Annotated in this window: 23 protein-coding genes, 1 tRNA gene and 2 pseudogenes; 10 read left to right on the top strand and 16 right to left on the bottom strand. The window is 59.9% G+C overall.

Annotation, left to right across the window (positions count from 1 at the left end; translation table 11 throughout):
* Nucleotides 1-101 precede the first annotated feature (101 nt).
* A tRNA-Leu gene (locus ACZ9BX_RS05340) sits at nt 102-186 on the top strand.
* Nucleotides 187-310: 124 nt separating this feature from the next.
* On the opposite strand, the gene ACZ9BX_RS05335 is transcribed toward ACZ9BX_RS05340, so the two are convergent.
* Together ACZ9BX_RS05335 and ACZ9BX_RS05330 are read right to left on the bottom strand one after the other, a co-directional pair.
* Nucleotides 311-802 carry a BON domain-containing protein gene (locus ACZ9BX_RS05335; RefSeq protein WP_132568310.1) on the bottom strand — a complete coding sequence of 164 codons (492 nt, stop codon included), beginning with the start codon at nt 800-802 and terminating at the stop codon, nt 311-313.
* 75 nt (nt 803-877) lie between these two features.
* The gene (locus ACZ9BX_RS05330) at nt 878-1,372 is read right to left on the bottom strand and encodes a peptide deformylase (RefSeq protein WP_476216206.1); all 495 of its coding nucleotides are present in this window, start codon (nt 1,370-1,372) and stop codon (nt 878-880) included.
* Between the two features lie 235 nt (nt 1,373-1,607).
* On the opposite strand from ACZ9BX_RS05330, the gene mgtE reads away from it, so the two are divergent.
* Together mgtE and ACZ9BX_RS05320 are read left to right on the top strand one after the other, a co-directional pair.
* Nucleotides 1,608-3,023, top strand: a complete 1,416-nt coding sequence (mgtE, locus tag ACZ9BX_RS05325) for a magnesium transporter (protein WP_476216204.1) — start codon at nt 1,608-1,610, stop codon at nt 3,021-3,023.
* A 66-nt stretch (nt 3,024-3,089) separates the two neighbouring features.
* Entirely contained in the window at nt 3,090-3,482 is a 393-nt protein-coding gene (locus ACZ9BX_RS05320; protein ID WP_037143694.1) for a MerR family transcriptional regulator, read from the top strand.
* 129 nt (nt 3,483-3,611) lie between these two features.
* On the opposite strand, the gene ACZ9BX_RS05315 is transcribed toward ACZ9BX_RS05320, so the two are convergent.
* The 4 genes from ACZ9BX_RS05315 to ACZ9BX_RS05300 form a co-directional block, all read right to left on the bottom strand.
* Complete coding sequence (locus tag ACZ9BX_RS05315) at nt 3,612-3,782, bottom strand: methyltransferase family protein (RefSeq protein ID WP_476219902.1); 171 nt, start codon at nt 3,780-3,782, stop codon at nt 3,612-3,614.
* 53 nt (nt 3,783-3,835) lie between these two features.
* Nucleotides 3,836-4,138 carry a DUF302 domain-containing protein gene (locus ACZ9BX_RS05310; protein ID WP_476216201.1) on the bottom strand — a complete coding sequence of 101 codons (303 nt, stop codon included), beginning with the start codon at nt 4,136-4,138 and terminating at the stop codon, nt 3,836-3,838.
* 295 nt (nt 4,139-4,433) lie between these two features.
* A complete protein-coding gene (locus ACZ9BX_RS05305; RefSeq protein WP_476216199.1) occupies nt 4,434-5,399 on the bottom strand; it encodes an acetyltransferase domain-containing protein in 966 nt (321 codons plus the stop codon).
* On the bottom strand, nt 5,399-6,163 hold the full coding sequence (locus tag ACZ9BX_RS05300; protein WP_476219901.1) for a DUF599 domain-containing protein: 765 nt from the start codon (nt 6,161-6,163) through the stop codon (nt 5,399-5,401). Before ACZ9BX_RS05300 ends, ACZ9BX_RS05305 begins: the two co-directional genes overlap by 1 nt.
* A gap of 182 nt (nt 6,164-6,345) precedes the next feature.
* On the opposite strand from ACZ9BX_RS05300, the gene ACZ9BX_RS05295 reads away from it, so the two are divergent.
* Both ACZ9BX_RS05295 and ACZ9BX_RS05290 read left to right on the top strand, forming a co-directional pair.
* On the top strand, nt 6,346-7,752 hold the full coding sequence (locus ACZ9BX_RS05295) for an L-serine ammonia-lyase (RefSeq protein WP_476216197.1): 1,407 nt from the start codon (nt 6,346-6,348) through the stop codon (nt 7,750-7,752).
* 63 nt (nt 7,753-7,815) lie between these two features.
* Nucleotides 7,816-8,253 carry a DUF1489 family protein gene (locus ACZ9BX_RS05290; protein ID WP_027513179.1) on the top strand — a complete coding sequence of 146 codons (438 nt, stop codon included), beginning with the start codon at nt 7,816-7,818 and terminating at the stop codon, nt 8,251-8,253.
* A gap of 2 nt (nt 8,254-8,255) precedes the next feature.
* On the opposite strand, the gene ACZ9BX_RS05285 is transcribed toward ACZ9BX_RS05290, so the two are convergent.
* The 7 genes and pseudogenes from ACZ9BX_RS05285 to ACZ9BX_RS05255 all read right to left on the bottom strand — a co-directional run bounded on the left by ACZ9BX_RS05285 (nt 8,256) and on the right by ACZ9BX_RS05255 (nt 14,631).
* Nucleotides 8,256-8,528, bottom strand: a complete 273-nt coding sequence (locus ACZ9BX_RS05285) for a hypothetical protein (RefSeq protein ID WP_027513178.1) — start codon at nt 8,526-8,528, stop codon at nt 8,256-8,258.
* 110 nt (nt 8,529-8,638) lie between these two features.
* Nucleotides 8,639-10,171 carry an SPOR domain-containing protein gene (locus ACZ9BX_RS05280; protein WP_476216194.1) on the bottom strand — a complete coding sequence of 511 codons (1,533 nt, stop codon included), beginning with the start codon at nt 10,169-10,171 and terminating at the stop codon, nt 8,639-8,641.
* A gap of 122 nt (nt 10,172-10,293) precedes the next feature.
* Nucleotides 10,294-11,078 (bottom strand): annotated as a pseudogene (locus ACZ9BX_RS05275) (hypothetical protein).
* Between the two features lie 216 nt (nt 11,079-11,294).
* Nucleotides 11,295-11,894 carry a transglutaminase-like cysteine peptidase gene (locus ACZ9BX_RS05270; protein WP_087001400.1) on the bottom strand — a complete coding sequence of 200 codons (600 nt, stop codon included), beginning with the start codon at nt 11,892-11,894 and terminating at the stop codon, nt 11,295-11,297.
* A 349-nt stretch (nt 11,895-12,243) separates the two neighbouring features.
* On the bottom strand, nt 12,244-13,212 hold the full coding sequence (gene pip / locus ACZ9BX_RS05265) for a prolyl aminopeptidase (protein WP_476216192.1): 969 nt from the start codon (nt 13,210-13,212) through the stop codon (nt 12,244-12,246).
* A gap of 67 nt (nt 13,213-13,279) precedes the next feature.
* Nucleotides 13,280-13,893: pseudogene (locus ACZ9BX_RS05260) on the bottom strand (PilZ domain-containing protein).
* A 123-nt stretch (nt 13,894-14,016) separates the two neighbouring features.
* Nucleotides 14,017-14,631 carry a PAS domain-containing protein gene (locus tag ACZ9BX_RS05255; RefSeq protein ID WP_476216191.1) on the bottom strand — a complete coding sequence of 205 codons (615 nt, stop codon included), beginning with the start codon at nt 14,629-14,631 and terminating at the stop codon, nt 14,017-14,019.
* Nucleotides 14,632-14,929: 298 nt separating this feature from the next.
* Here ACZ9BX_RS05255 and ACZ9BX_RS05250 point away from each other — a divergent pair, with 298 nt between their 5' ends.
* Both ACZ9BX_RS05250 and ACZ9BX_RS05245 read left to right on the top strand, forming a co-directional pair.
* Entirely contained in the window at nt 14,930-15,700 is a 771-nt protein-coding gene (locus tag ACZ9BX_RS05250; RefSeq protein ID WP_476216190.1) for a rhomboid family intramembrane serine protease, read from the top strand.
* A 103-nt stretch (nt 15,701-15,803) separates the two neighbouring features.
* Nucleotides 15,804-16,238, top strand: coding sequence for a CBS domain-containing protein (locus tag ACZ9BX_RS05245; RefSeq protein WP_132568297.1), 435 nt, complete (start codon nt 15,804-15,806; stop codon nt 16,236-16,238).
* 15 nt (nt 16,239-16,253) lie between these two features.
* Here the strand turns inward: ACZ9BX_RS05245 and ACZ9BX_RS05240 are convergent, their stop codons facing one another.
* The 3 genes from ACZ9BX_RS05240 to folE all read right to left on the bottom strand — a co-directional run bounded on the left by ACZ9BX_RS05240 (nt 16,254) and on the right by folE (nt 18,432).
* The gene (locus ACZ9BX_RS05240) at nt 16,254-17,225 is read right to left on the bottom strand and encodes a patatin-like phospholipase family protein (protein WP_476216188.1); all 972 of its coding nucleotides are present in this window, start codon (nt 17,223-17,225) and stop codon (nt 16,254-16,256) included.
* A 116-nt stretch (nt 17,226-17,341) separates the two neighbouring features.
* Complete coding sequence (hisI, locus tag ACZ9BX_RS05235) at nt 17,342-17,794, bottom strand: phosphoribosyl-AMP cyclohydrolase (RefSeq protein ID WP_027513168.1); 453 nt, start codon at nt 17,792-17,794, stop codon at nt 17,342-17,344.
* 23 nt (nt 17,795-17,817) lie between these two features.
* A complete protein-coding gene (gene folE / locus ACZ9BX_RS05230) occupies nt 17,818-18,432 on the bottom strand; it encodes a GTP cyclohydrolase I FolE (protein WP_027513167.1) in 615 nt (204 codons plus the stop codon).
* Nucleotides 18,433-18,738: 306 nt separating this feature from the next.
* Between folE and ACZ9BX_RS05225 the strand changes: the two genes are divergently transcribed.
* The 3 genes from ACZ9BX_RS05225 to ACZ9BX_RS05215 are packed head-to-tail and all read left to right on the top strand — an operon-like array spanning nt 18,739 to nt 20,137.
* The gene (locus ACZ9BX_RS05225) at nt 18,739-19,185 is read left to right on the top strand and encodes an iron-sulfur cluster assembly scaffold protein (protein ID WP_476216186.1); all 447 of its coding nucleotides are present in this window, start codon (nt 18,739-18,741) and stop codon (nt 19,183-19,185) included.
* A gap of 12 nt (nt 19,186-19,197) precedes the next feature.
* The gene (gene yidD, locus ACZ9BX_RS05220; protein ID WP_087001407.1) at nt 19,198-19,590 is read left to right on the top strand and encodes a membrane protein insertion efficiency factor YidD; all 393 of its coding nucleotides are present in this window, start codon (nt 19,198-19,200) and stop codon (nt 19,588-19,590) included.
* 10 nt (nt 19,591-19,600) lie between these two features.
* Nucleotides 19,601-20,137: a DUF1697 domain-containing protein gene (locus tag ACZ9BX_RS05215; RefSeq protein WP_476216183.1), complete on the top strand. Its 537-nt coding sequence runs from the start codon at nt 19,601-19,603 to the stop codon at nt 20,135-20,137.
* Nucleotides 20,138-20,139: the final 2 nt, after the last annotated feature.

Raw genomic sequence — 20,139 nt, 5'->3', positions numbered from 1 at the left:
GCTGTGATTTGTTTTGCAAAAATCTGTCATATCGCCCTTGTGCACCCCAAATCCTTTTGCTACATGCTGCCCCGCCGACGCAAATCGGCATCTACCACGATGCGGTCGTGGCGGAATTGGTAGACGCGCAGCGTTGAGGTCGCTGTGGGGCAACCCGTGGAAGTTCGAGTCTTCTCGACCGCACCATTTCTCTTGCAGAGAGAATTTTAAGACGTCCCATCGCGGACAGCATGAAAAATGGGCCGGTTTCCGGTCCTTTTTCGTTTGCCGGCATGCTCGACGGTTCGTGCCGCCTTGATTGTCAGGGTCTTCAATCCTCGTCCGACAGATGCGAATCGACGCCGATCGTTTCCAGGCGGTTGCGGACACGGTGGACGCCATCGACTGAAAGAGCCCCGAGTTCAACCTTGCGGGCCATGCCGATGGTTTCGACCGCGCCTTCCAACGTTACGGTATGGCCGTCAGCGTGAACATCGATGCTGTCGAGGTTCAAATCCGGGATGTTTTCCAGGTTCTCCGTCACGCGCGCTTCGAGGTCGTCGCTTTCGTCGCGGTCGATCGTATTGGCCCTGAGCGAATCCTTGAGCCGGTTTTCGTTACCGTCTTTGTCCGTGCCGTCGACGCGAAAGCCGCCGTTCGGATCGCGGTCGAAATTTGCCGGCGTTTCGCCGTAGGCTCGATTTCCGGGCTCGGCCGATCTTGCTCCGTCGGAGTAGGGCCAGCCCTCGTCAAGATTGCGTTCTTCGTAATCGCGATAATCGTCTTCGCGCGAAAAGGTTGTCTTGTCGTTCTTCTTCGGCATCGTCGTTCTCCCTCAGGCGTTACCTTGATCGAAGAACGCTCACGGTCCGGAATGGTTCGCCAAAGTTTTGTGAAATCACCGCGCCGCTTTTTCCCATTTCCGGATCAGTCGGTCGCGCTTCAGCTTCGACAGGCGCTGAAGCCAGAATATGCCGTCAAGTTGGTCCACTTCGTGCTGAATGCAGATTGCCAGGAAGCCATCGGCATCGTCTTCGTGCTGGACGCCGTTGATGTCCTGATAGCGAAAACGGATCGCGGCGGGCCTCGTGACATCGTCGGTCACTCCAGGCATTGAGACGCTTCCTTCGGTCTGGCGCGTGAGTTCGTCCGAAACCGACGTGATTTCAGGATTGATATAGATCCGAATGCCGTCTGCCTTGCTGAGCTCGATCACAGCCACCCGCAGGAAGACACCGACATGGGCGGCCGTGATGCCGACGCCGGGTGCGGCGCGCATCGTCTCCAGCAGATCGTCCGCAAGCTCGCGCAGCGCCGAATCGAAGACTGTCACCGGTTCGCAGACTGTCTTCAGGCCGGGATGCGGATAATGAAGAATGGGACGAATGGCCATCGGCGGGCGGTCCTGGTTTGCTAGCGCGCGGAAACTATCGGCAAGACGGCGCATTGTCATCTGCGGGGACGCGCTTGGCGCTAGACGGCGAGGCGTGTTTCGGCTAGCAGGGCTGGAATTCGAGCGGGCCGGGAGGCAGGCGGAATTCGCTTATCCGCTTGTTGACAATACTCTTTCAGCCGCCATTCTCGAATGCGGCGCGACAGTCGTTAATCTTGGAACGCGAGGACGACAGATGACGGAAACCGGAGAAGACGACCGCATCCGCAGACGTCCGGACGACGAAGGCGCCGACATCTACGACGAGGACGGCAACGTCCGTAGCGACTTTCTGGCGCTTGTCGGCGCTGCTATCGCCGACCGTGATACGATCTTTCTCCGGCAGAACGTCGCGCGCCTTCACGAGTCGGAAATAGGCGACCTGCTGGAATCGATCCAGCCGGATCAGCGCCTGGCGCTTGTCCGCCTCCTCGGCGACGATTTCGACATGACGGCGCTGACGGAGGTCGACGAGGCGATCCGCCGCGAAATCGTCGACCAGATACCGAACGAGCAGATTGCCGCTGCAATCGGCGACCTCGATTCGGACGACGCTGTCTACATTCTCGAGGACCTGGACAAGGAAGACCGGGAAGAAATCCTGGCGCAGCTGCCGTTCACCGAGCGGGTGCGCCTACGCAGGGCGCTGGACTATCCGGAAAGTTCCGCCGGCCGCCGCATGCAGACGGAATTCGTGGCGGTGCCGCCATTCTGGACCGTCGGGCAGACGATCGACTACATGCGCGAGGAGGAGGACCTGCCTTACTCCTTCACGCAGATCTTCGTTATAGACCCGACCTTCAAGCTGCTGGGCGCCGTCGATCTCGACAAGCTTCTCCGCACCAAGCGGCAGACGAAGATCGAGGCGATCATGCGCGAGACGACCCATCCGATTCCGGCCGAGATGGATCAGGAAGAGGCGGCCCAACTCTTCGAGCAATACGACCTTCTCTCAGCCGCCGTCGTGGACGAGAACGATCGCCTTGTCGGTGTTCTTACCATCGATGACGTGGTCGACGTCATCCATGAAGAAGCGGATGAAGACATCAAGCGCCTCGGCGGCGTCGGTGACGAAGAGCTTTCGGACAATGTCATCTCGACCGTTCGCTCGCGCTTCCTCTGGCTGATGATCAATCTCGGTACGGCGATGCTGTCGGCCAGCGTCATCGGGCTCTTCGATGCATCGATCGAGAAGATGATCGCACTTGCCGTGCTGATGCCAATCGTGGCGTCCATGGGAGGCAATGCCGGCACCCAGACGATGACCGTGACGGTGCGGGCGCTGGCGACCCGCGACCTCGACATATACAATGCCGGCCGCATCATCCGCAGAGAGGCGGGCGTCGGCATCATGAACGGCATCGTCTTTGCGAGCATCATGGGCACGATTGCAGGCACATGGTTCCACGACTATCAGCTCGGCATGGTCATCGGCGCCGCCATGATCATCAATCTGATTGCTGCGGCTCTCGCAGGCATTCTTTGGCCGCTTCTTCTGGACAAGGTCGGCGCGGACCCGGCCATCGCGTCGTCCGTTTTCGTGACGACCGTCACCGATTGCACTGGCTTCTTCGCCTTCCTCGGCATCGCCACCTGGTGGTTCGGCATCTGAGCCGAACCTGCGTAAATTGACTATTACGTAAAAGTCAATATTATGCGGCGCGAGAGTGGGAAACCAATGCCAGTGAACAAGTACTATAGCATAACGGAGCTGACGCGCGAATTCGGTGTGTCGACGCGCACGCTTCGCTTCTACGAAGACGAAGGCCTGATCCATCCGGAACGCCGCGGGCGCACGCGCCTGTTCCGTCCGGCCGACCGGCGCCTGATCCAGGAAATCCTGCGCGGTCGCCGCATCGGCTTCACCATCGCAGAGATTCGCGAGATCATTCAGGTTTACAAGGACCCTCCGGGGGAACTCGGCCAGCTCAAGCTTTTGATGAAGCGCATCGACGAAAAACGGGAAGACCTGCGCAAGAAGCGCAAGGACATCGACGACACGCTGACGGAGCTCGACAATATCGAAGAGGCCTGCCTCGGCCGTCTCGCAGAAATCGGCGTGGGCACCTGAGCGTCAGATCGAACCTCTGGTTCTTCTACAATAGCCTTCGAAATCGCAGCCGAAGCGGGCCTGCAGGTGCCGTTCTTCCCGCCGAACCGCGACGACGGTGGTGACGATCGCCACCACGATTGCTGCGACCTAGAACCAACTATTTCCCGTCACGAGGCCGAAGGCGATCGTTGCAAGCGAGTAGCCGAGATAGATCGGATTGCGCGTGTAGCGGAAGGGACCGCGGGTGACGAGATGGGCTGTTGCGCGATTCCGCATGATCGTCGTCCCGCTCTCCAGCAAAGTCTTGATCGCCCATATGGCGGCGATGAGAACTTTCCACCCTGAATGGACGCCATGCAGAGCAGGTAGCTTCAGTCGCGATAGGCACGGTCTGCCAGATTAGCTACCCCTTCCTTTATCGCTGCTATGACGGGAGCGCTCGACGCACCTAGACTATGCCTTTCCACGAGGTGCTCCGGGTCGGCGTAGGTGAGCCAGACCCGCGCATTCTCATCTTCCCAGATCAACGCTTTGAACGGCAGATCTAGTCCTGCTGTTTGACGGTCCTGCATGAGGGGAGTTCCGCCCTTCGGATGTCCGAAGATGAGAAGTTCGGTCGGCCGCAAATCCAATCCAGCATCTGCTGCGTTAGCGGCATGATCAAATGCGCGCAAATACTCTCAAGCCGCTCTGCTCGATGAGTTTCGCCAAGCTATCCGCCGTGTCGATGACAGATTTTTCGCTCGGAACGGTAACAAGCTGGTCTTTCATCACAGGCCCATATGTCGAGCGAGACGGCTGCGACGGTGAGTGCTGCACCAATGATCCAGGCAAAGGCGGCATGCATCCGAGGTACCGGAAGCCCGACGATTTCGCCGAGCAGGAAAGCAGAGAGAAAAGCGAGGCCGTAGAACCGGCGGCCATGGAAATTTCAGCGGCTTCGAACGATAGGCATTCATCGAACTACCGTCATTGCGCTTCGGTGCTGCACTCCAATGCGATACGCTGTACCCTTTCATCTTTATCCGCCTGGATTGCGCCAGACTGGAGCGGCGTGAACAGGTTTTCGCCCTGCAATCTTTCGAGCGTGCACTGGCAGAAGCTGCGGCAAAGCGCTTCTCCTTCCTGGACGACGCAGGAGGATTGGCACTGCTGCAGGTAAGTCTGCACGGGGTCCGGCTTTGCGGGCGGCGCGACAATCGAAAGCGCATAGGCGATCGAGATCAGGACCGGCTGGTGGATCAGGTAGATGGCGAGGCTGTGGCGGCCGGCTTTTGCAAGCAAGGTGGTGCCTGTGCCAAACTTTGCGAGCCATTCTGCCCAGCCCTGTTTCAGCGTTATGCTCGAAACGCCCATACCGATGAGAAAAGGCCCGATCCATGGCAGAACAGGCACATAATCGTTCGATCGCGGCACCGTCTGGGAAAGGCCCACCCACCAAAGCCACGGCGTATCGAAGAATGAAGAGCGCAGATAGAGCGGGGCGACGACAGCCGCAATGCCGGCGGTGATGATCAAAATCCCGGGCAGGCGCAAGAAGAGCAGGCCGATGACGCTTGCCGCCGCGATACTGTGCAGAATGCCGAAAAAGATCGCGCCCTGCGGCATCGCAATTGCCGTCGCGGCCGTGATGAGAGCCGCGGCCGAAACGATCATGCCAAGCCGCCGGAGATAGGCCTGGCGCCTGATGTTTGGTGTGCCGGCAAACATCAGGCTGACACCGGCGAGGAAGAGGAAGGTCGATGCGATCGCACGGGCATAGATCTTCAGCCACCCAGTCTCCGCCGTCCCGCGCGCCAGATAGCCCATGAACTCCATGTCCCAGGTAAAGTGGTAGGTCGCCATGGCAATCAGCGCTGCGCCGCGCGCCGTATCGAGCAGGCCGATGCGCGGTGGCCGGGCGGACGCACCGTTTTCGCTCGCGGAAATAGCCATCACAATCCCCCGGACAAATCACGTTCGCTATCTTGCGGCGTATCGCGGCGAATAGCAGAAAGGTGGAGATCTGATGGCGGGTTGGCATCCATGATAGCCAGCCGCGCCTCCGAGAAGAACTGCCGGCGCGTCAGCACGACGACGATGACTGCCGTCGTCGCCATGAAAACGTAAGCATTCACGAACCAGCCGAGATAACCGATCGACAGGAAGATCGCGCGAAGGCCCTCGTTGAAATGTCCGCCCGCAATAACGTTCATGCGGATGACACGTTCAGCGGCGCGCTCGGCAGCGATGATATCGGTCTCGCTGTCGCGCACCATTGGGATCGAGCCGAAGAGGATGCTGCAGTAGTTGAAGAGCCGGTAAGACCACCCGAACTTGAAGAAGGCGTATGCGAAAAGGGCCGCCAGCCCGCCGACCTTGAGTTCGAAACTCGCGGTGCCGCTGCTGAATACATAAGGCAGATCGGCGAAGATGGCACTCACCTTGTCCGTCGCGCCGAGCAGTGCAAAGCAGCTGCCGATCGCAAACATGGAGGTCGATGCAAAGAAGGCCGTGCCGTTCTGCAGACCGGCCATGATCTGCGTATCGATCATCTTCAGGTCGCGGCGCAGCGAATTATAGATCCATTCGCGCCGCCGCTCGGTCATGGCATGGGTCAGGCTCGTGCGGCCGAAGAATGTCCTGCCGCGCAAGAGCCACGAATAACCGAGCCAGAGCATGGCGAAGAAAGCCAGCGCGATATAATCCGCAACCGTCAGCATCAATGTTACAATCCCGCATTCGACGCCGCCACTCTACAGATGCAATTGCCTGCTGCAATGACTGGCAAGACGTGCCTGTTCGTTTTAGTGTCGCGCCAATTAAACGCGATGTCGGTTCGTCGCGAGCGCCGAACTAGCCTTTTGGATAGTCTGACGGAAGATTTTCACAGGAAACACACATGTTCCTTTCGGTATTCGACGTTTTCAAGATCGGTGTCGGGCCGTCGAGCTCGCATACGATGGGGCCAATGTCGGCAGCCAACCGCTTCCTCGACCTGATCCTTTCGAGCGAGTGGCCGCGTCCATCCTCCGGCGCCCAGGTTGCGGCGATCAAGGTCAGCCTGCACGGTTCGCTTGCCCATACCGGCATCGGCCACGGGACGGGCAGGGCGGTCATTCTCGGCCTGATGGCCGAGAAACCCGATAGCGTCGATCCGGACAAGATGGACGGCATCATCGACCAGGTGGAGCGCTCCGGCCGCATCAACCCGCCCGGCCACCCAGCCTATTTTTTCATGCCGAAGAACGACCTGGTCTTCGACAAGAAACAGCCGCTGCCGGGACACGCAAACGGCATGTCCTTCTCCGCCTACGACAAGGACGAACGTCTGCTCCTGAAACGTATCTATTATTCCGTGGGCGGCGGTTTCGTCGTCACCGATACCGAGCTCGAGCAGATGCGCGCCAGGAAGAAGGCCGTCGCGGGTGCGAGCAGGGTTCCTTATCCCTTCGCCACCGCCAAGCAGATGCTGGAGATGGCGGAGCGTTCGGGTCTGAGCATTGCGCAGATGAAGCGCGCCAACGAGGAGAGCCAGCGCAGCCGCGAGGAGCTTGATGCGGGACTCGACCGTATCTGGGAAGCCATGCGCTCCTGTATCGAACGCGGCCTCAAGGTCGACGGCGTCATGCCAGGCGGATTGAACGTCCGGCGCCGTGCGCGGAGAATCCATGACAAGCTGCAGGAAGAGTGGAGGAGCAACCGCATCAATCCGTTGCTCGCCAACGACTGGCTGAGCGTCTATGCCATGGCCGTCAACGAGGAGAATGCGGCAGGCGGCCGCGTGGTGACCGCGCCCACCAATGGTGCTGCGGGCGTCATTCCGGCAACGATCCGCTATTACGAGCATTTCCACGAAGACTGGGATCAGAATGGCATTCGCGACTATCTGCTGACGGCTGCTGCCGTCGGCGGCATCATCAAGCACAATGCATCGATTTCCGGCGCCGAAGTGGGCTGTCAGGGCGAAGTGGGTTCTGCTGCAGCGATGGCAGCTGCGGGGCTTGCGGCGGTGATGGGCGGCACGCCGGCGCAGATCGAGAATGCCGCGGAAATCGCGCTGGAGCACCATCTCGGCATGACCTGCGATCCGGTTGCCGGACTCGTCCAGGTGCCGTGTATCGAGCGCAACGCGCTCGGTGCCGTCAAGGCCGTTACCGCCGCGTCGCTTGCCGTTAAGGGCGATGGCCAGCATTTCGTGCCGCTCGACGCCTGCATAGAGACGATGCGCCAGACGGGTTACGACATGAGCGAGAAATACAAGGAAACCTCGACCGGCGGGCTGGCGGTCAACGTCGTCGAATGCTGAGCCTGTGGACTTGCGACCGGTAGTCGCTTGACGCTGCCCGTCAAAAGGATTTCAACGGGCGGCATGGCATTGCATCTGATCAAATTATGCGTCGGCGCCGACTCGATCGAGGATCTGCGCGAATGGGTGGCGGAGCGTGTGTTGCGGGCGATTGCGGCCGACCTCGAGCCGCATTCCGTTCACACGACGCGCATGGTTCCGAAACGCGTGGATGAACTGCTTGACGGCGGCTCTCTTTATTGGGTGATCAAAGGCCAGGTGCAGGCGCGCCAGAAGCTCTTGGACATCCAGACGTTCAAGGACGGCGAAGGAATCGGCCGGTGCCACCTGATTCTCGGCCCGGAAGTGATCGAAACCGCCGCACAACCAAAACGCCCCTTCCAGGGCTGGCGCTACTATCCGGAAGAAGACGTGCCGCGGGATATTGCGACACTTGGAGATGGCGTTGCAGAAATGCCCGCGGATTTGCGCCGCGAGCTGTCGGAGCTCGGATTGCTGTAACTTCAGCGCAGCCGCAGCATGACCGGCGATTTACCGTCCGGGCAGGTGACATGCAGATGGATGCTGGCTTCCGGCTGCGAGTAGCGCCAGGCGCGCGCGCCGTGGCAGAGCAGCAGGTTGATGAGATCCTTCGTCTTTGCGGACTTTGCTCTCGGCCGGTGCAGGCCGATCTCCGCAAGCCTGAGCGCGGCTTCGTGCAGCGGATGAAGGCCGAACCGCGCCGGCTTGCCTGAACTGCGGGGCGGAAAACCCGTTACATTTCCATTGGTGGCCATAATCGTCCCCGTACGCATTACAAATCGAGGTTATGAACTGTGGCCGGCGCCGCTAACACCGATTCCGACCGTGAACGGCGCCGTCAGGAGCACTGGCGGCGCCGTATCTCTCATTGGGCAGCCGCCCAGCATTTGACGCCTGCGCGCTTGAGCGCCTTGCAGGCATTGACGGCGTCGCGCTGGTCGTCGAACCCACCAAAGCGGGCGCGATAGACCTGATCGCCGCCGTTTGCATAGGCGACCGCGAAGGGTTTTGCAGAACGCAGCGCCTTGCCGCCCTTGCTCTTGGCATTCTCCAGCAGGTCCATCGCCATTTCGCGGCTGGACGATACGCCGATCTGGACGACCCAGCCGCTGGGACCCTGCTCGGTAACCGGAGCCGGTTTTGCGGCAGAGGCTGCAGGGCCAACCGAAGCTGTCGTGAGAGCATCGACCGGATTGCCGGCGGGCTCTTCCGGCGGCATGTAGGCCGGGGCGGGAGAGGGGACAGCGACGGAGGCTTGCTTGAAGCTCTTGGTCTTCACCTTGGTCGGAGCAGGCATGTCCGTCTTCTGTCCGGCAATAAGCGGGTTTTCGGATTTCGCGGCGGGCGCGTCGGTATAGGCGACGGCAGCGGATGCAACCTCATAACGCGCGTCCGGCGTCGGGCCCTTGCGCGGCAGGTCGACATCGGCGGCCGCGACAGGAATTTCAGCCACAGAAGCGGCAGGGGAGGGAATTGGCGTCGGCGCCGTTTGCGCAATCAGGTTGGAGCCGCCGCGCGTGGAAGCCTTCGGAAGATAGGTCGCGATCAGCTTGCGCATCTGTCCATCGCGGGCAGGCGTGGAGGCACCGCCCATGACGACGCCGACGATCGACTTGCCGTCGACCTGCACGGAGCTAACGAGGTTGAATCCGGCAGCCCGGGTATAGCCGGTCTTGATGCCATCGACGCCGCGCACCGAACCGACAAGGCGATTGTGGCTGCGGATGACGCGTTTGCCGAACTTGAAGCTGCGCGTGGAAAAATAGCTGTAATACTGCGGAAAATGCTGGCGAAGGGCGATTCCGAGACGGGCCTGATCGCGCGCCGTGGTCATCTGCGCAGTGTTTGGCAGCCCGTTGGCATTGCGATAGGTGGTGCGGGTCATGCCGAGCGCATGTGCCTTTGCCGTCATCATCTGGGCGAACCGGCTTTCGCTGCCGGCAAGCAATTCGCCAAGCGCGGTTGCCGCGTCATTGGCGGAGAGCGTCACAAGACCGAGGATGCCCTGTTCGACGCTGATGGAGCCGCCGGCCTTGACGCCGAGCTTGGTCGGAGCCTGCGCTGAAGCGTAAGCCGAGAAGGGAACGCGCGTGTCGAGACGGAGGCGGCCCTGCTCGAGCGCCTCGAAGACCATGTAGAGCGTCATCATTTTCGTCAGTGACGCCGGATACTGCAGGCGGTCGGCATTCTCGCTGTAGAGAACATTGCCGGACTTCGCATCGACGACGATGCCCGCATATTTCGAATTTGCTGCTTCTGCTTCGGCCGTAACCGACCCGACGAGGAGAGCCGTTGTTGCGATCGCGATCGCCGCGAGCATCTTCACCAGGAAACTGCCGGATCGCGGCGATGATACGAAGGATATTGACCTTGACACTATTTCACTCTTCGCTTGCATTTTCAGATGTTTGTACCGGCCGCACATCTCCTCGTCGTCGCGGCCATCGTCTTTTGAAATTAACCGGGCGGGGTTACCAATCCGTTTATGATTAATCGTTTGCTTCGCCGTCCTGACGCATTTTAGCGGGGTGTTGTGGAACGGGTCACAAGACGGGCCTCCACAAAGGTGCGAATAGCGGCATCAATATGGTCCCAGTCCTGCAAATGACGGCTTGAGAAGCGGTAAAGGACGCTGAGGCCTTTCCCGGCCTTGATGTCGCGCTGGCAATCCCCGCTTGTGGTGGCATTGGCCGCAGAAGACGGCAGGATGCAGCGCACTGCATAGGCGGTCTGGTTCGTGCGCGGTGCGGTCAGCAGAACTTCGCCGCCATAACCTGCCTCGGCTTTCAGATTGTGAAGGGTCAAACCGTTGCCATAGAGAACGGCGGCGTCTTCCATCAGATGCGAATAAATGGGCTCGAGGCGGCCGGACATGTCCTGCGACATCGTGCTCTGGGTGATCTGCAGGAAAATGAGATTGGCGGCCTGCGAGACGTGGTCGAAGCGTCCGCGGTGTTGCTTCGTGTAGCCCTGCAGTTCCGGCCAAGTGAGATAGACATCGGCACGCTCGGCAACGCCGTTGCGTCTCTGGCTCGGGAAGCGGATCACGTTCTCGGGCAGATTGAGCGTGTCGCGCCCGATGGTGATCGTGACGGCGGCCGTATCGTCGGTATTGCCAGCGAGCGTAATGTGCCGGCCGATCCAGCGGCCGCCGATGCTGATGCCCAGCGTCAGCATTGCAAGCACTGCAACGACTGCGGTCAGCCGGAGGGTGAAGCAGTTCGAGAAGAGAGGCGACTCGTCAGATGCGCCGGCGCTGCGGGCGAGGTTGCTCATGGCGGTTCTTCGGTGTCTGACCGCCGCAAACGAAACTGGAGCCGCCGGTGCCTGGATGAATCTTACCGCATCATCGGGTGGATGCAGTTAAAGAAAGATTAACCCTGATTGCCGGGCGTCCCTCAAAAAGGATGAGCCGCTCCCGGGACAGCAGGAGCGGCTCCAGGGCGCCGGTCGGGACGGGGATGCGGGGGACTGACCGGGCCGAGTGGGACCCGCCGGTATTTCCGGCGGGGCGATTTGCCTTAGCGTACGCTACCAACCGCGACGGCACGGCCGTCCTGCAGCTTCGTCCAGCGTGCGGGATCATCGGCGGACTGGCGCTTCAGGAAAGTGTATTCGGTGTCCGCCCAGAGCATCACCTTGTTGCGCATGTTGTCGAGAATGAAGTCGCCGTGGTCGGTGCGGACCGTCAGAACGGCATGGCCCTCGCCGTTCGGCTGCATGACGACCGTTATCAGCGCATCGGATGGAGAGATGCCGGCATCGATCAGCATCTTGCGCTTCAGTAGCACGAAATCCTCGCAATCACCGACAGTGCGCGGGTAGGCCCAGCGTTCTTCCACGCCGAAGATTTCCTTGTCGGTCATCGGCTGGATCTGCGAGTTGACCTCGTAGTTGATCTTAAGAATGGTCTTCCAACGCTCCTGGGTCAGGATCGCGGGGCCGGCGTCGCCACCGTCATAAGCGCATTCGCTCGCGTTTACCTTGCAGAATTCGTAGTGGCCGATCGGCGGGCTTGCGTTGCCTGCAAGGGTCATATTGGCAGGCGCCGCTTGTCCCGAGCCCGTCATTGCCATCATCAGGATACCGGCCAGAAACGTGCCTTTGAGTGCATTGAACATTGTCTTTGTCGTCCCCGTTTTGTGAGGATGACATTGACAGGGACGTTTTTATCCTGCGCAAAATTTCGCAGTAAAATTAATAGCTTAGTTGATTCAAAAGCACGTAAAACCTGATTAAAAACAAAATCGAATACGCATAAAACTCGATGCAGTTTCGAATAAAATTTTACATATCGGCACAAGATTTTCTGATGCTGCAAGCACTGCGTTTCCGTGAAAAAGTTAACGGCAGAGACCGATCGCCGTAAATTCTGTCGCCAGCCGCCAGGCACCCCGCGCGCGACGCGAGACACCGAGCGGCACACTAGAACAGCGAGCGAGGCTTATTTTTCGCAGCGGCGCCCAAGAATTATTTTCGGAAAATTTCGCGAAATTCGTCGGTTGCGCCAACGATGGCGGAGGAGATTGTCGTGTTTGACATCGAGTGGGCGGCGTTCTCAATCACGACAAGGCGGCTGCCGGGCCATGCTTCGGCGAGTTCCCAAGCAGTTGTCAGCGGGGCTTCCAGGTCGAGGCGGCCTTGGATCAGGATGCCGGGTATCCCGGCCAGCCGCCCAGCGTTGCGGAGCAGGAAACCATCTTCAAGCCATGCGCCGTTATAGAAGTAGTGCGTGACGATCCGTGCACGGGCGAGCAGATAGTCGGGATCGTGCCAGCGGCGGGGAAATCCATCCGGATCGGCCAGAAGGATCGATGCAGCCTCCCAGCCGTGCCAATCGCGTGCCGCCTTCATGCGGGCTTCCTGATCAGACGCATTCAGCAATTGGTGAAAGGCCGAAAGCGTATCGAGATGGCGGAGGTTTGGTGGTATGGCTTCGCGCAGCCACCGCCATTCCTCGGGAAAGAAGCGTGCCATGCCATGGCAGAGCCAATCGATTTCGGTGCGGCGGGTGGTCGTTACTCCAGCGATCACCATGGCTCGTACGCAATCGGGATGGCTCTCAGCATAGGCGAGGGCCAGCGTCGAGCCCCAGGAGTTCGCGAATATCACCCAGCCGTCGACATTGAGGTAAAGCCGAAGCCGCTCTATGTCGTCGACCAAATGCCACGTGGTGTTTGCCGCAAGGTCCGTGTCGAACTCGGCGGCACTCGGCAGGCTGCGGCCGCAATTGCGTTGGTCGAAGAGCACGATGCGATAGGCTGAAGGATCGAAGTAGCGTCGTGCGGTCGTCGAGCAGCCCGAGCCCGGACCGCCGTGGAGAACCAGTGCAGACTGGCCGGCAGGATTGCCGCAGCATTCCCAGTAGATCCGGTTGCCAGCTCCGACCTCCAGGAATCCTGCGTCATAAGGCTCGAGTTCGGGATAACGCGATGACATGCAAAGACCGCCTGTTTCGGGCTGCCTTCATCAGTCATAACCGTAACACTGAAATGACAAAGGCCGCTTAGAGGAATTCTCGCAGCGTCTCACGAGACTGGAGCGAGAGGAACTCTAGCGCGACGCCCTCGCTGAAATGTCGCACGACGCGGCCGCGCATGTTGCCGAGGCGAACTGGCGTGCCGATCGCGGGGCGCACCTCCATGTCGACCGCAGCACCCGACAACGACAGGTCCATGATGCGGCAGGTGTAGCGCGTGCCGTCCTCAAGCGTCAGCTCGGTCTTCGTCTCACGCGGGGTCAGACGATCATGACGCCGGTCTTCCGGCAGGCCGAGCTCATGCTTGTTGGCAAGCCAGGTGAGCTGCGCGGCGAGCTTCTCCCGCTTGCGCTCGGTGGCGTTGATCGACATCGTGAAGCCGCGCGCGTCCACGGTCAGAACGTGACCTTCGACGCGCCCGAGATGATCGATATAGGCGACGACGCGCTCATTGGCACGCGGGCGCCGGCACAGGTGACATACATGTCGCCCGGCGACATATCGATCACCGTACATTCGTATTCCTCGTAATTCGCAAGCATGAGGCGGCCCTGCATATTGATGGGCACACGCTGGAAGACACCCTGCTCAGGGCGCGGCACTGTTGTCCGTGGCGTCTGGGCTTGCTGGAATGAGTGCATGAAAGCGCTTCTTCATAAAATGTTATACCGCAATTATTACCCGCAATCCCTTAACAGAAGGTTGTCCTGAACGGGTCAAATACAGCCTGAAGCATAGGATAAGGCTGTGCCGGAATGAGACGGTCAGCGCGGCGCGCCGGAAAACAATGAAGACATCATGCGGCCGAGGACCGCACCGAAGCCATCCCGAGGTTCGGCGGCGGCTGTGAATGGCCAGCTCATCCCACCGCCGTTCTGCCCGGGTTTGTCGCGAAGCAGGCGGCTGCGGTCGAGTGCCAGGAAATCGAGCGGCACGATTTCCAGCCAGCTTGCCGCGACGGATGGCGCAATGGCGCCGAAAAGCCGCGCGCGGCAGCCGTTCTCGCAGCGCAGCGGCATGACGATGATCTCGAAGGTTGCCTGATGGCCTGCCGTGCTGTAGCCGGTGGCATTGAGCAGCGTCGGGATGACGTGATGCATCGCGCCCAGAAGCGTTGCCTCGATGTCATAGGCATGGCCGTCGCCGAAGAGTTCGGCAAAGCTCTCGTCGCGCAAATCGCGGCCGAAGAGATCGCAGATGCGCGTGCCGGCAAGCCGGAACGTGACGGCGCCCAGGTCGTCGTTCTTTTCGAGAATGAAAAGGCTCGGCAGAAGGTGGCCAAGGGCCGACGGTTCGATCTGCGATTTCAGCGGCGCGTCGCAGGCACCGCGCAGGCGGTTCCAGTAATCGTAAATATCGATGATCGTCTGATGACGCACGGCGCACCAACCTGTTTCATTTCGGTTCAAATTCAAGCCCGAACGGCTCTTCTGATCCTTACCATGCGGATTTCATGCCAACCGCAGGCAGTTAAGGTTAAGGAACGGTTTCAATTGCCGCCGATCACATGCCGTGCAAGTGTTGCGTATCGCTTCGGAAACGAAGTTCAGCACATTCACTGATCGGGCGCGGGGTCATTCTCGGGGGACGCTCGTCAGGCCGTCCGGCTCGTCCGGGCGGCTTTTTTTTTGATCCTCGCTCCTGTAAGGCTGGGGCCTCAATCCGGCGAGGACGCATATGGACGATCACAGGACGGAGCCGGAAACGGCTGACGAAATGCCAGTTGAAAAAACCCGGACGCCGGTTTTCAATTTGCCTGGCATCCTGCTGGGGACGCTCTGTCTGCTCGGTGCGATCTATGCGGTCCAGTCGTTCATCCTCTCCGCAAACGCAGTCGACTGGCTTTTCATCACCTTCGGCTTCATCCCGGTGCGCTACGTGATTCCTTTCTCCGAACAGGGACTGCAATGGCTCTGGTCGCCGGTGACTTATTCGCTGCTGCACGGCAGCGTGGAGCATATACTCTTCAACGGGCTGTGGCTGATGGCTTTCGGCGCGCCGGTCGTTCGACGCATCGGTGGCTCGCGCTATGTCATCTTCTGGGTTCTCTCGTCGATCGCCTCCGCAGCGCTTCATGTAGGATTGAACTGGGGCGATCCGACCTTGCTTATCGGCGCTTCCGGCGTGGTTTCCGGGCTGATGGGAGCCGCCTGCCGCTTTGCGTTTCCGCCAGAACGAAGAGTGCCGCGTCCGGCGCACCTCAATCCGCGGCTGTCGGTGATCGAATCCTTCCGCAGCCGCACGGTCGTCGTGTTCACGCTCTTCTGGATGATCGGCAATGGGCTGATCGCGGTCGGCATTCCGCTGATCGGCGACCCGAACCAGCCGATCGCCTGGGACGCCCATATCGGCGGTTTCATTTTCGGATTCTTTCTCTTCCCGTTCTTCGACAGGAATATTCCGGCAGAGCCTGAGGTTTCAGAAGAACCGGATATATTGCAATCTTGAGCTTTGGAGTGCACCATCCGAAGTGATCCGCGTTGGGACGAACAGCCCTTCGCAGGTGCCTCTGTTCAGTTAAGTGTTTCACTTTCGATATGGGAGGTTTCGAATGTCCAACACCGTAAAAGCCATCCTCGACCTGAAGGGCCGCAACGTCGTCACGGCCGGGCCGAACACGACTGCCGGCGAAGCGGCGAAAGTGCTCAGCGGCCGCAAGATCGGCGCAGTCGTCATCGTCGGCGTGGAGGGCCGTATTGCCGGGATCTTTACCGAGCGCGACCTCGTCAACGCCGTTGCGAAGTTTGGCAAGGACTGCCTCGATCAGCCGGTTGTCTCGCTGATGACATCCAGGGTCTTCCGCTGCCACGAAGACACGACCGTCAACGAGTTGATGGAACTGATGACCAGCCGACGCTTCCGCCACCTACCGGTTGAAACCAATGGAAAGCTCGTCGGAATCGTTTCGATCGGCGACGTTGTGAAGACGCGCATCGCGGAAGTCGAGCGCGAGGCAGAAGAAATCAAGGCCTATATCGCGGGCTGAGGTGTTCGCCGGCCGTCACACCTGGCTGGCGAATGCTTCCTGCATCCGCCGGAGTTCGGGAAGCCGCGCGTTGGCTTCCTCGTATCCGCGATCGATCGCTTCGCCGGCCCGATGGAACTCCGAGAGGCCGATGTCGCTGAGACGCGGATGCAGCGAAATGTCCGGCGGATCGCCGGCAAGGCGCGCCCGCGAAATCCTGTCCTGGATGATATTGAAGGCCTGCACCATCACGCCGGTCATTCCGAGGCGCGCGTAAGGTGCTTCCTCCTGCTTCTGCACTTCCTGAAGCGTCAGGCTCGCATTATGCTTGACGACTGCGGACCGGCCGAAGAGGTCGTAGTTCAAATTGACGGCCACGACGAGCTGCTGTTCGTAGCTGCGGCAGACCGAAACCGGCACCGGATTGACCAGTGCGCCGTCGACCAGGGTGCGACTGTTGCTGCGAACCGGTTCGAAGATGCCGGGCAAGGCATAGGATGCGCGCAGCGCCGTAATCAGCGAGCCGCTGGAAATCCAGACTTCGTGGCCGGTGTTCACCTCCGCAGCGACCGCCACGAAGGGACGGTCGAGGTCTTCGACGCTCAGACCTTCGAGATGCTCCTGCATGCGTTTCGTCAGACGCATGCCGCCGAAAAGTCCGCTGCCGCCGATCGTAAGGTCAAGTAGGCTTGCGATGCGCCGCATCGTCAGTGAACGGGCGAAGGCCTCCAGTTCGTCCAGTTTGCCGGCAAGGTAGCAGCCGCCGACCAGCGCACCGATCGAGGTTCCGGCGATCATGCCGACTTCGATGCTCGCCTCGTCCAGTGCCCGCAGCACCCCTATATGTGCCCAGCCGCGCGCAGCACCGCCGCCAAGCGCCAGCGCAATCTTTGCTCTCTTAGGGGGAAGGGTGGACGTCAAAGGAGCGGTCATATCTGGAACTGTCGGGGCACCGGAACCTGAATCACCTGCTTCAGAGCTCTGACGATGCAAACTCCAGTTCAGCATGGCGTGCCTCCTCCAGGCATAAAATATTGCGGTTTATTATAGTGTCTCCGTTCCTTTCCAAATCGTATACGGCAGCGCTTCCTGTCTCAATAACGAGCAGACAACTGATACGTGCGCTACTTTCCGTAGACGTCTTTCGGGTCGAAATGCCTCTCGTCATCAACGATATCGAGCATTGGTTTCCCGTCCCGAAGCGTCACTGTACGGTAGAAGCAGGAACGGCGACCAGTATGGCACGTCGCATCGTGCCCGGCGACCTCTACTTTTAGCCAGATTGCATCCTGATCGCAGTCGGTGCGGATTTCCTTCACGGTCTGAACGTTGCCGGATGTCTCGCCCTTCATCCAGAGCTTGCCGCGCGACCGGCTGAAATAATGAGCCTTGCCCGTCTGAATCGTCAGCGCCAGCGCTTGCGCGTTCATATGCGCAACCATCAGGATCTCGCCATCATGCACATCGGTGACGATCGCGGTGATCAGGCCTCGATCGTCGAAGCGGGGCGTGAAATCGCCGGCGTCTTCCAGCTCGGATTTGTCGTCGGACGGCGCATTGAATGCAAACGGCATCATTCGGCTCTCTTCGTGGAGCCGTATTAGCGGCTCCGCACCATGGTCATGAATCGCACCTGTTCGGCAGGCTCGGCTTTGAAGGTCCCGGTAAAGGTTGTCGTCAATGTGGTGGAGCCCTGCTTTTGTACACCGCGCATCGCCATGCACATATGTTCGGCTTCGAGCATGACCGCAACGCCGCGCGGAGCCAGCGTATCGTCGATCGCCTTGGCAATCTGCGCGGTCATGGTTTCCTGTGTCTGCAGACGGCGGCCGTAGATCTCGACGACGCGGGCGATCTTCGAAAGCCCGAGGACCTTTCCGTCGGGTATATAGGCGACATGTGCCTTGCCGATGATCGGGACCATGTGATGTTCGCAGTGCGAGTAGAACGGAATGTCCTTCACGAGAACCATATCGTCGTAGCCGGCAACCTCTTCGAAGGTGCGGCCGAGAACATCTTCCGCGTCCATGTCGTAGCCGGCGAAAAGTTCGCGATAGGCTTTGGCAACACGGTTAGGAGTGTCGATCAAGCCTTCGCGCGACGGATCGTCACCAGCCCAGCGAAGCAGAACGCGAATTGCGTCTTCCGCTTCCTTCTGGCTGGGGCGTTCGGAGTCACGGTTGTTCTGCGGAAAATTCTTTACGATGGCGTCCATACTGCTCAAGTCTCCTGGTCCGCGAGTGTGCAGACCGTCTTTCGGACTCGCCACTGGTATCCCCTGTCAGGAATGTTGCACCTTTGGCAGGCTCCGGGGCTTTCGGGGCGGCTCATAGCCCGTCCGGCACGGTTTCCCAATCAAACTTACCCGAGGCCATTGCATTTTCATGGCCTTCGAACGACATACATATAGGAAGACGGCGTCTTCATGTAAGTATGCTAGCACGACACGGTGTGTTTTTTGTTTATGATACAATGACCGCCGATATAGGCCGATCCGCGGCAATCTGGAGCGGAATTCATCATGGACGACATCTATAACAGCAAGATCCTCGAATTTGCAGGCAATATTTCGCTGACAGGCAGCCTTGCCGATGCCGACGCAAGCGCCCAGGCGCATTCGAAACTCTGCGGCTCCAAGGTGCGGATCTGGCTGAAGATGGATGGCGATACCGTCACGGCTTTTGCCCATGACGTCAAGGCGTGCGCGCTCGGCCAGGCATCGTCCTCGATCATGGCCCGCCACGTGATCGGCGCAACGGTTGGCGAACTTCGCAAGGCCCGTGAAGACATGCTCGCGATGCTGAAGGCGGACGGAGAAGGTCCGGAAGGCCGATTCGAGGACATGCGCTACCTGCGGCCGGTCAAGGACTACAAGGCTCGCCACGCATCCACCATGCTGACTTTCGACGCTGTCGTCGATGCGGTTGGGCAGATCGAAGCGAAGCGCGCGGAAATGGCGGAGGCGTGAGCGGCGTAAGCGATGTGCGAATTCTGCTCGACAAGCCATGATAAGGACGAAGGCGGCGCGGCCGCTTCGCAAAGAAAGCCTTTGCGGTTTTCCCGAAACTATACCGGCCCTTTCCGCAAGACCCCCGATCGCCTACTCGGCATGGGATTGATCCGGCTTTATCAGCTGACCTTGTCCGGCTTCATCGGCAATTCATGCCGGCATATTCCGACATGCTCCGAATATGGCTACGAGGCGATCGCACGCCACGGCCTCTGGGCCGGCGGCTGGATGACCGTCTTCCGCGTCGGGCGCTGCGGGCCGGGCGGAACGAGCGGTCTTGATCCCGTACCTGAAAGGCTGGAGCAGCGCCTTCATTGGTGGACGCCGTGGCGCTATTTCGCGCTCGGACGGAAAATGGGCTGACGGCACGCCGATGCCACATAAGATCGCCTATGTCGCGCTCCTTCACAGCATTGTGCTCGCGCCCGGACGCCGGGTGGTGATGTCCGATCTTCGCGACATGGCGGCGGCTCTCGGCTACCGCAACCCGCGCACGCTGGTTTCGACCGGCAATATCGTCTTTGAAGCAGACAATGCACCACTCGGTGACATCGAGGCGAAGCTTGAAACTGCCTTCAAATCGAAGTTCGGCAAGCCCGTCGATATCATCGTCCGCAAGGGCGAGGACTGGTTGAGGCTGGCGAACTCCAATCCATTTCCGGATGGCGATGGCAGCCAAGTGATCGTCCGCGTCATGCGCAAGCCGCTCGAACGGACCGCTCTCGACGCGCTTCAGAAATACGTCGAGGCCAACCAGCGTTTGGCGCTTACCGATGGCGATCTGTGGATCGATTTCGCCGGCAAACCCAGCGAATGGAAGCTGCTGTCGGCGCTCACCACCAAGCGCATGGGCGCCGGCACTCTGCGCAATTGGAACACGGTGCGTGGCCTTGCCGAAATGATCGGCTGAAC

It is taken from the genome of Rhizobium sp. USDA 3886, assembly GCF_056279785.1.
This window is presented reverse-complemented; position numbering and strand designations above follow the sequence as displayed.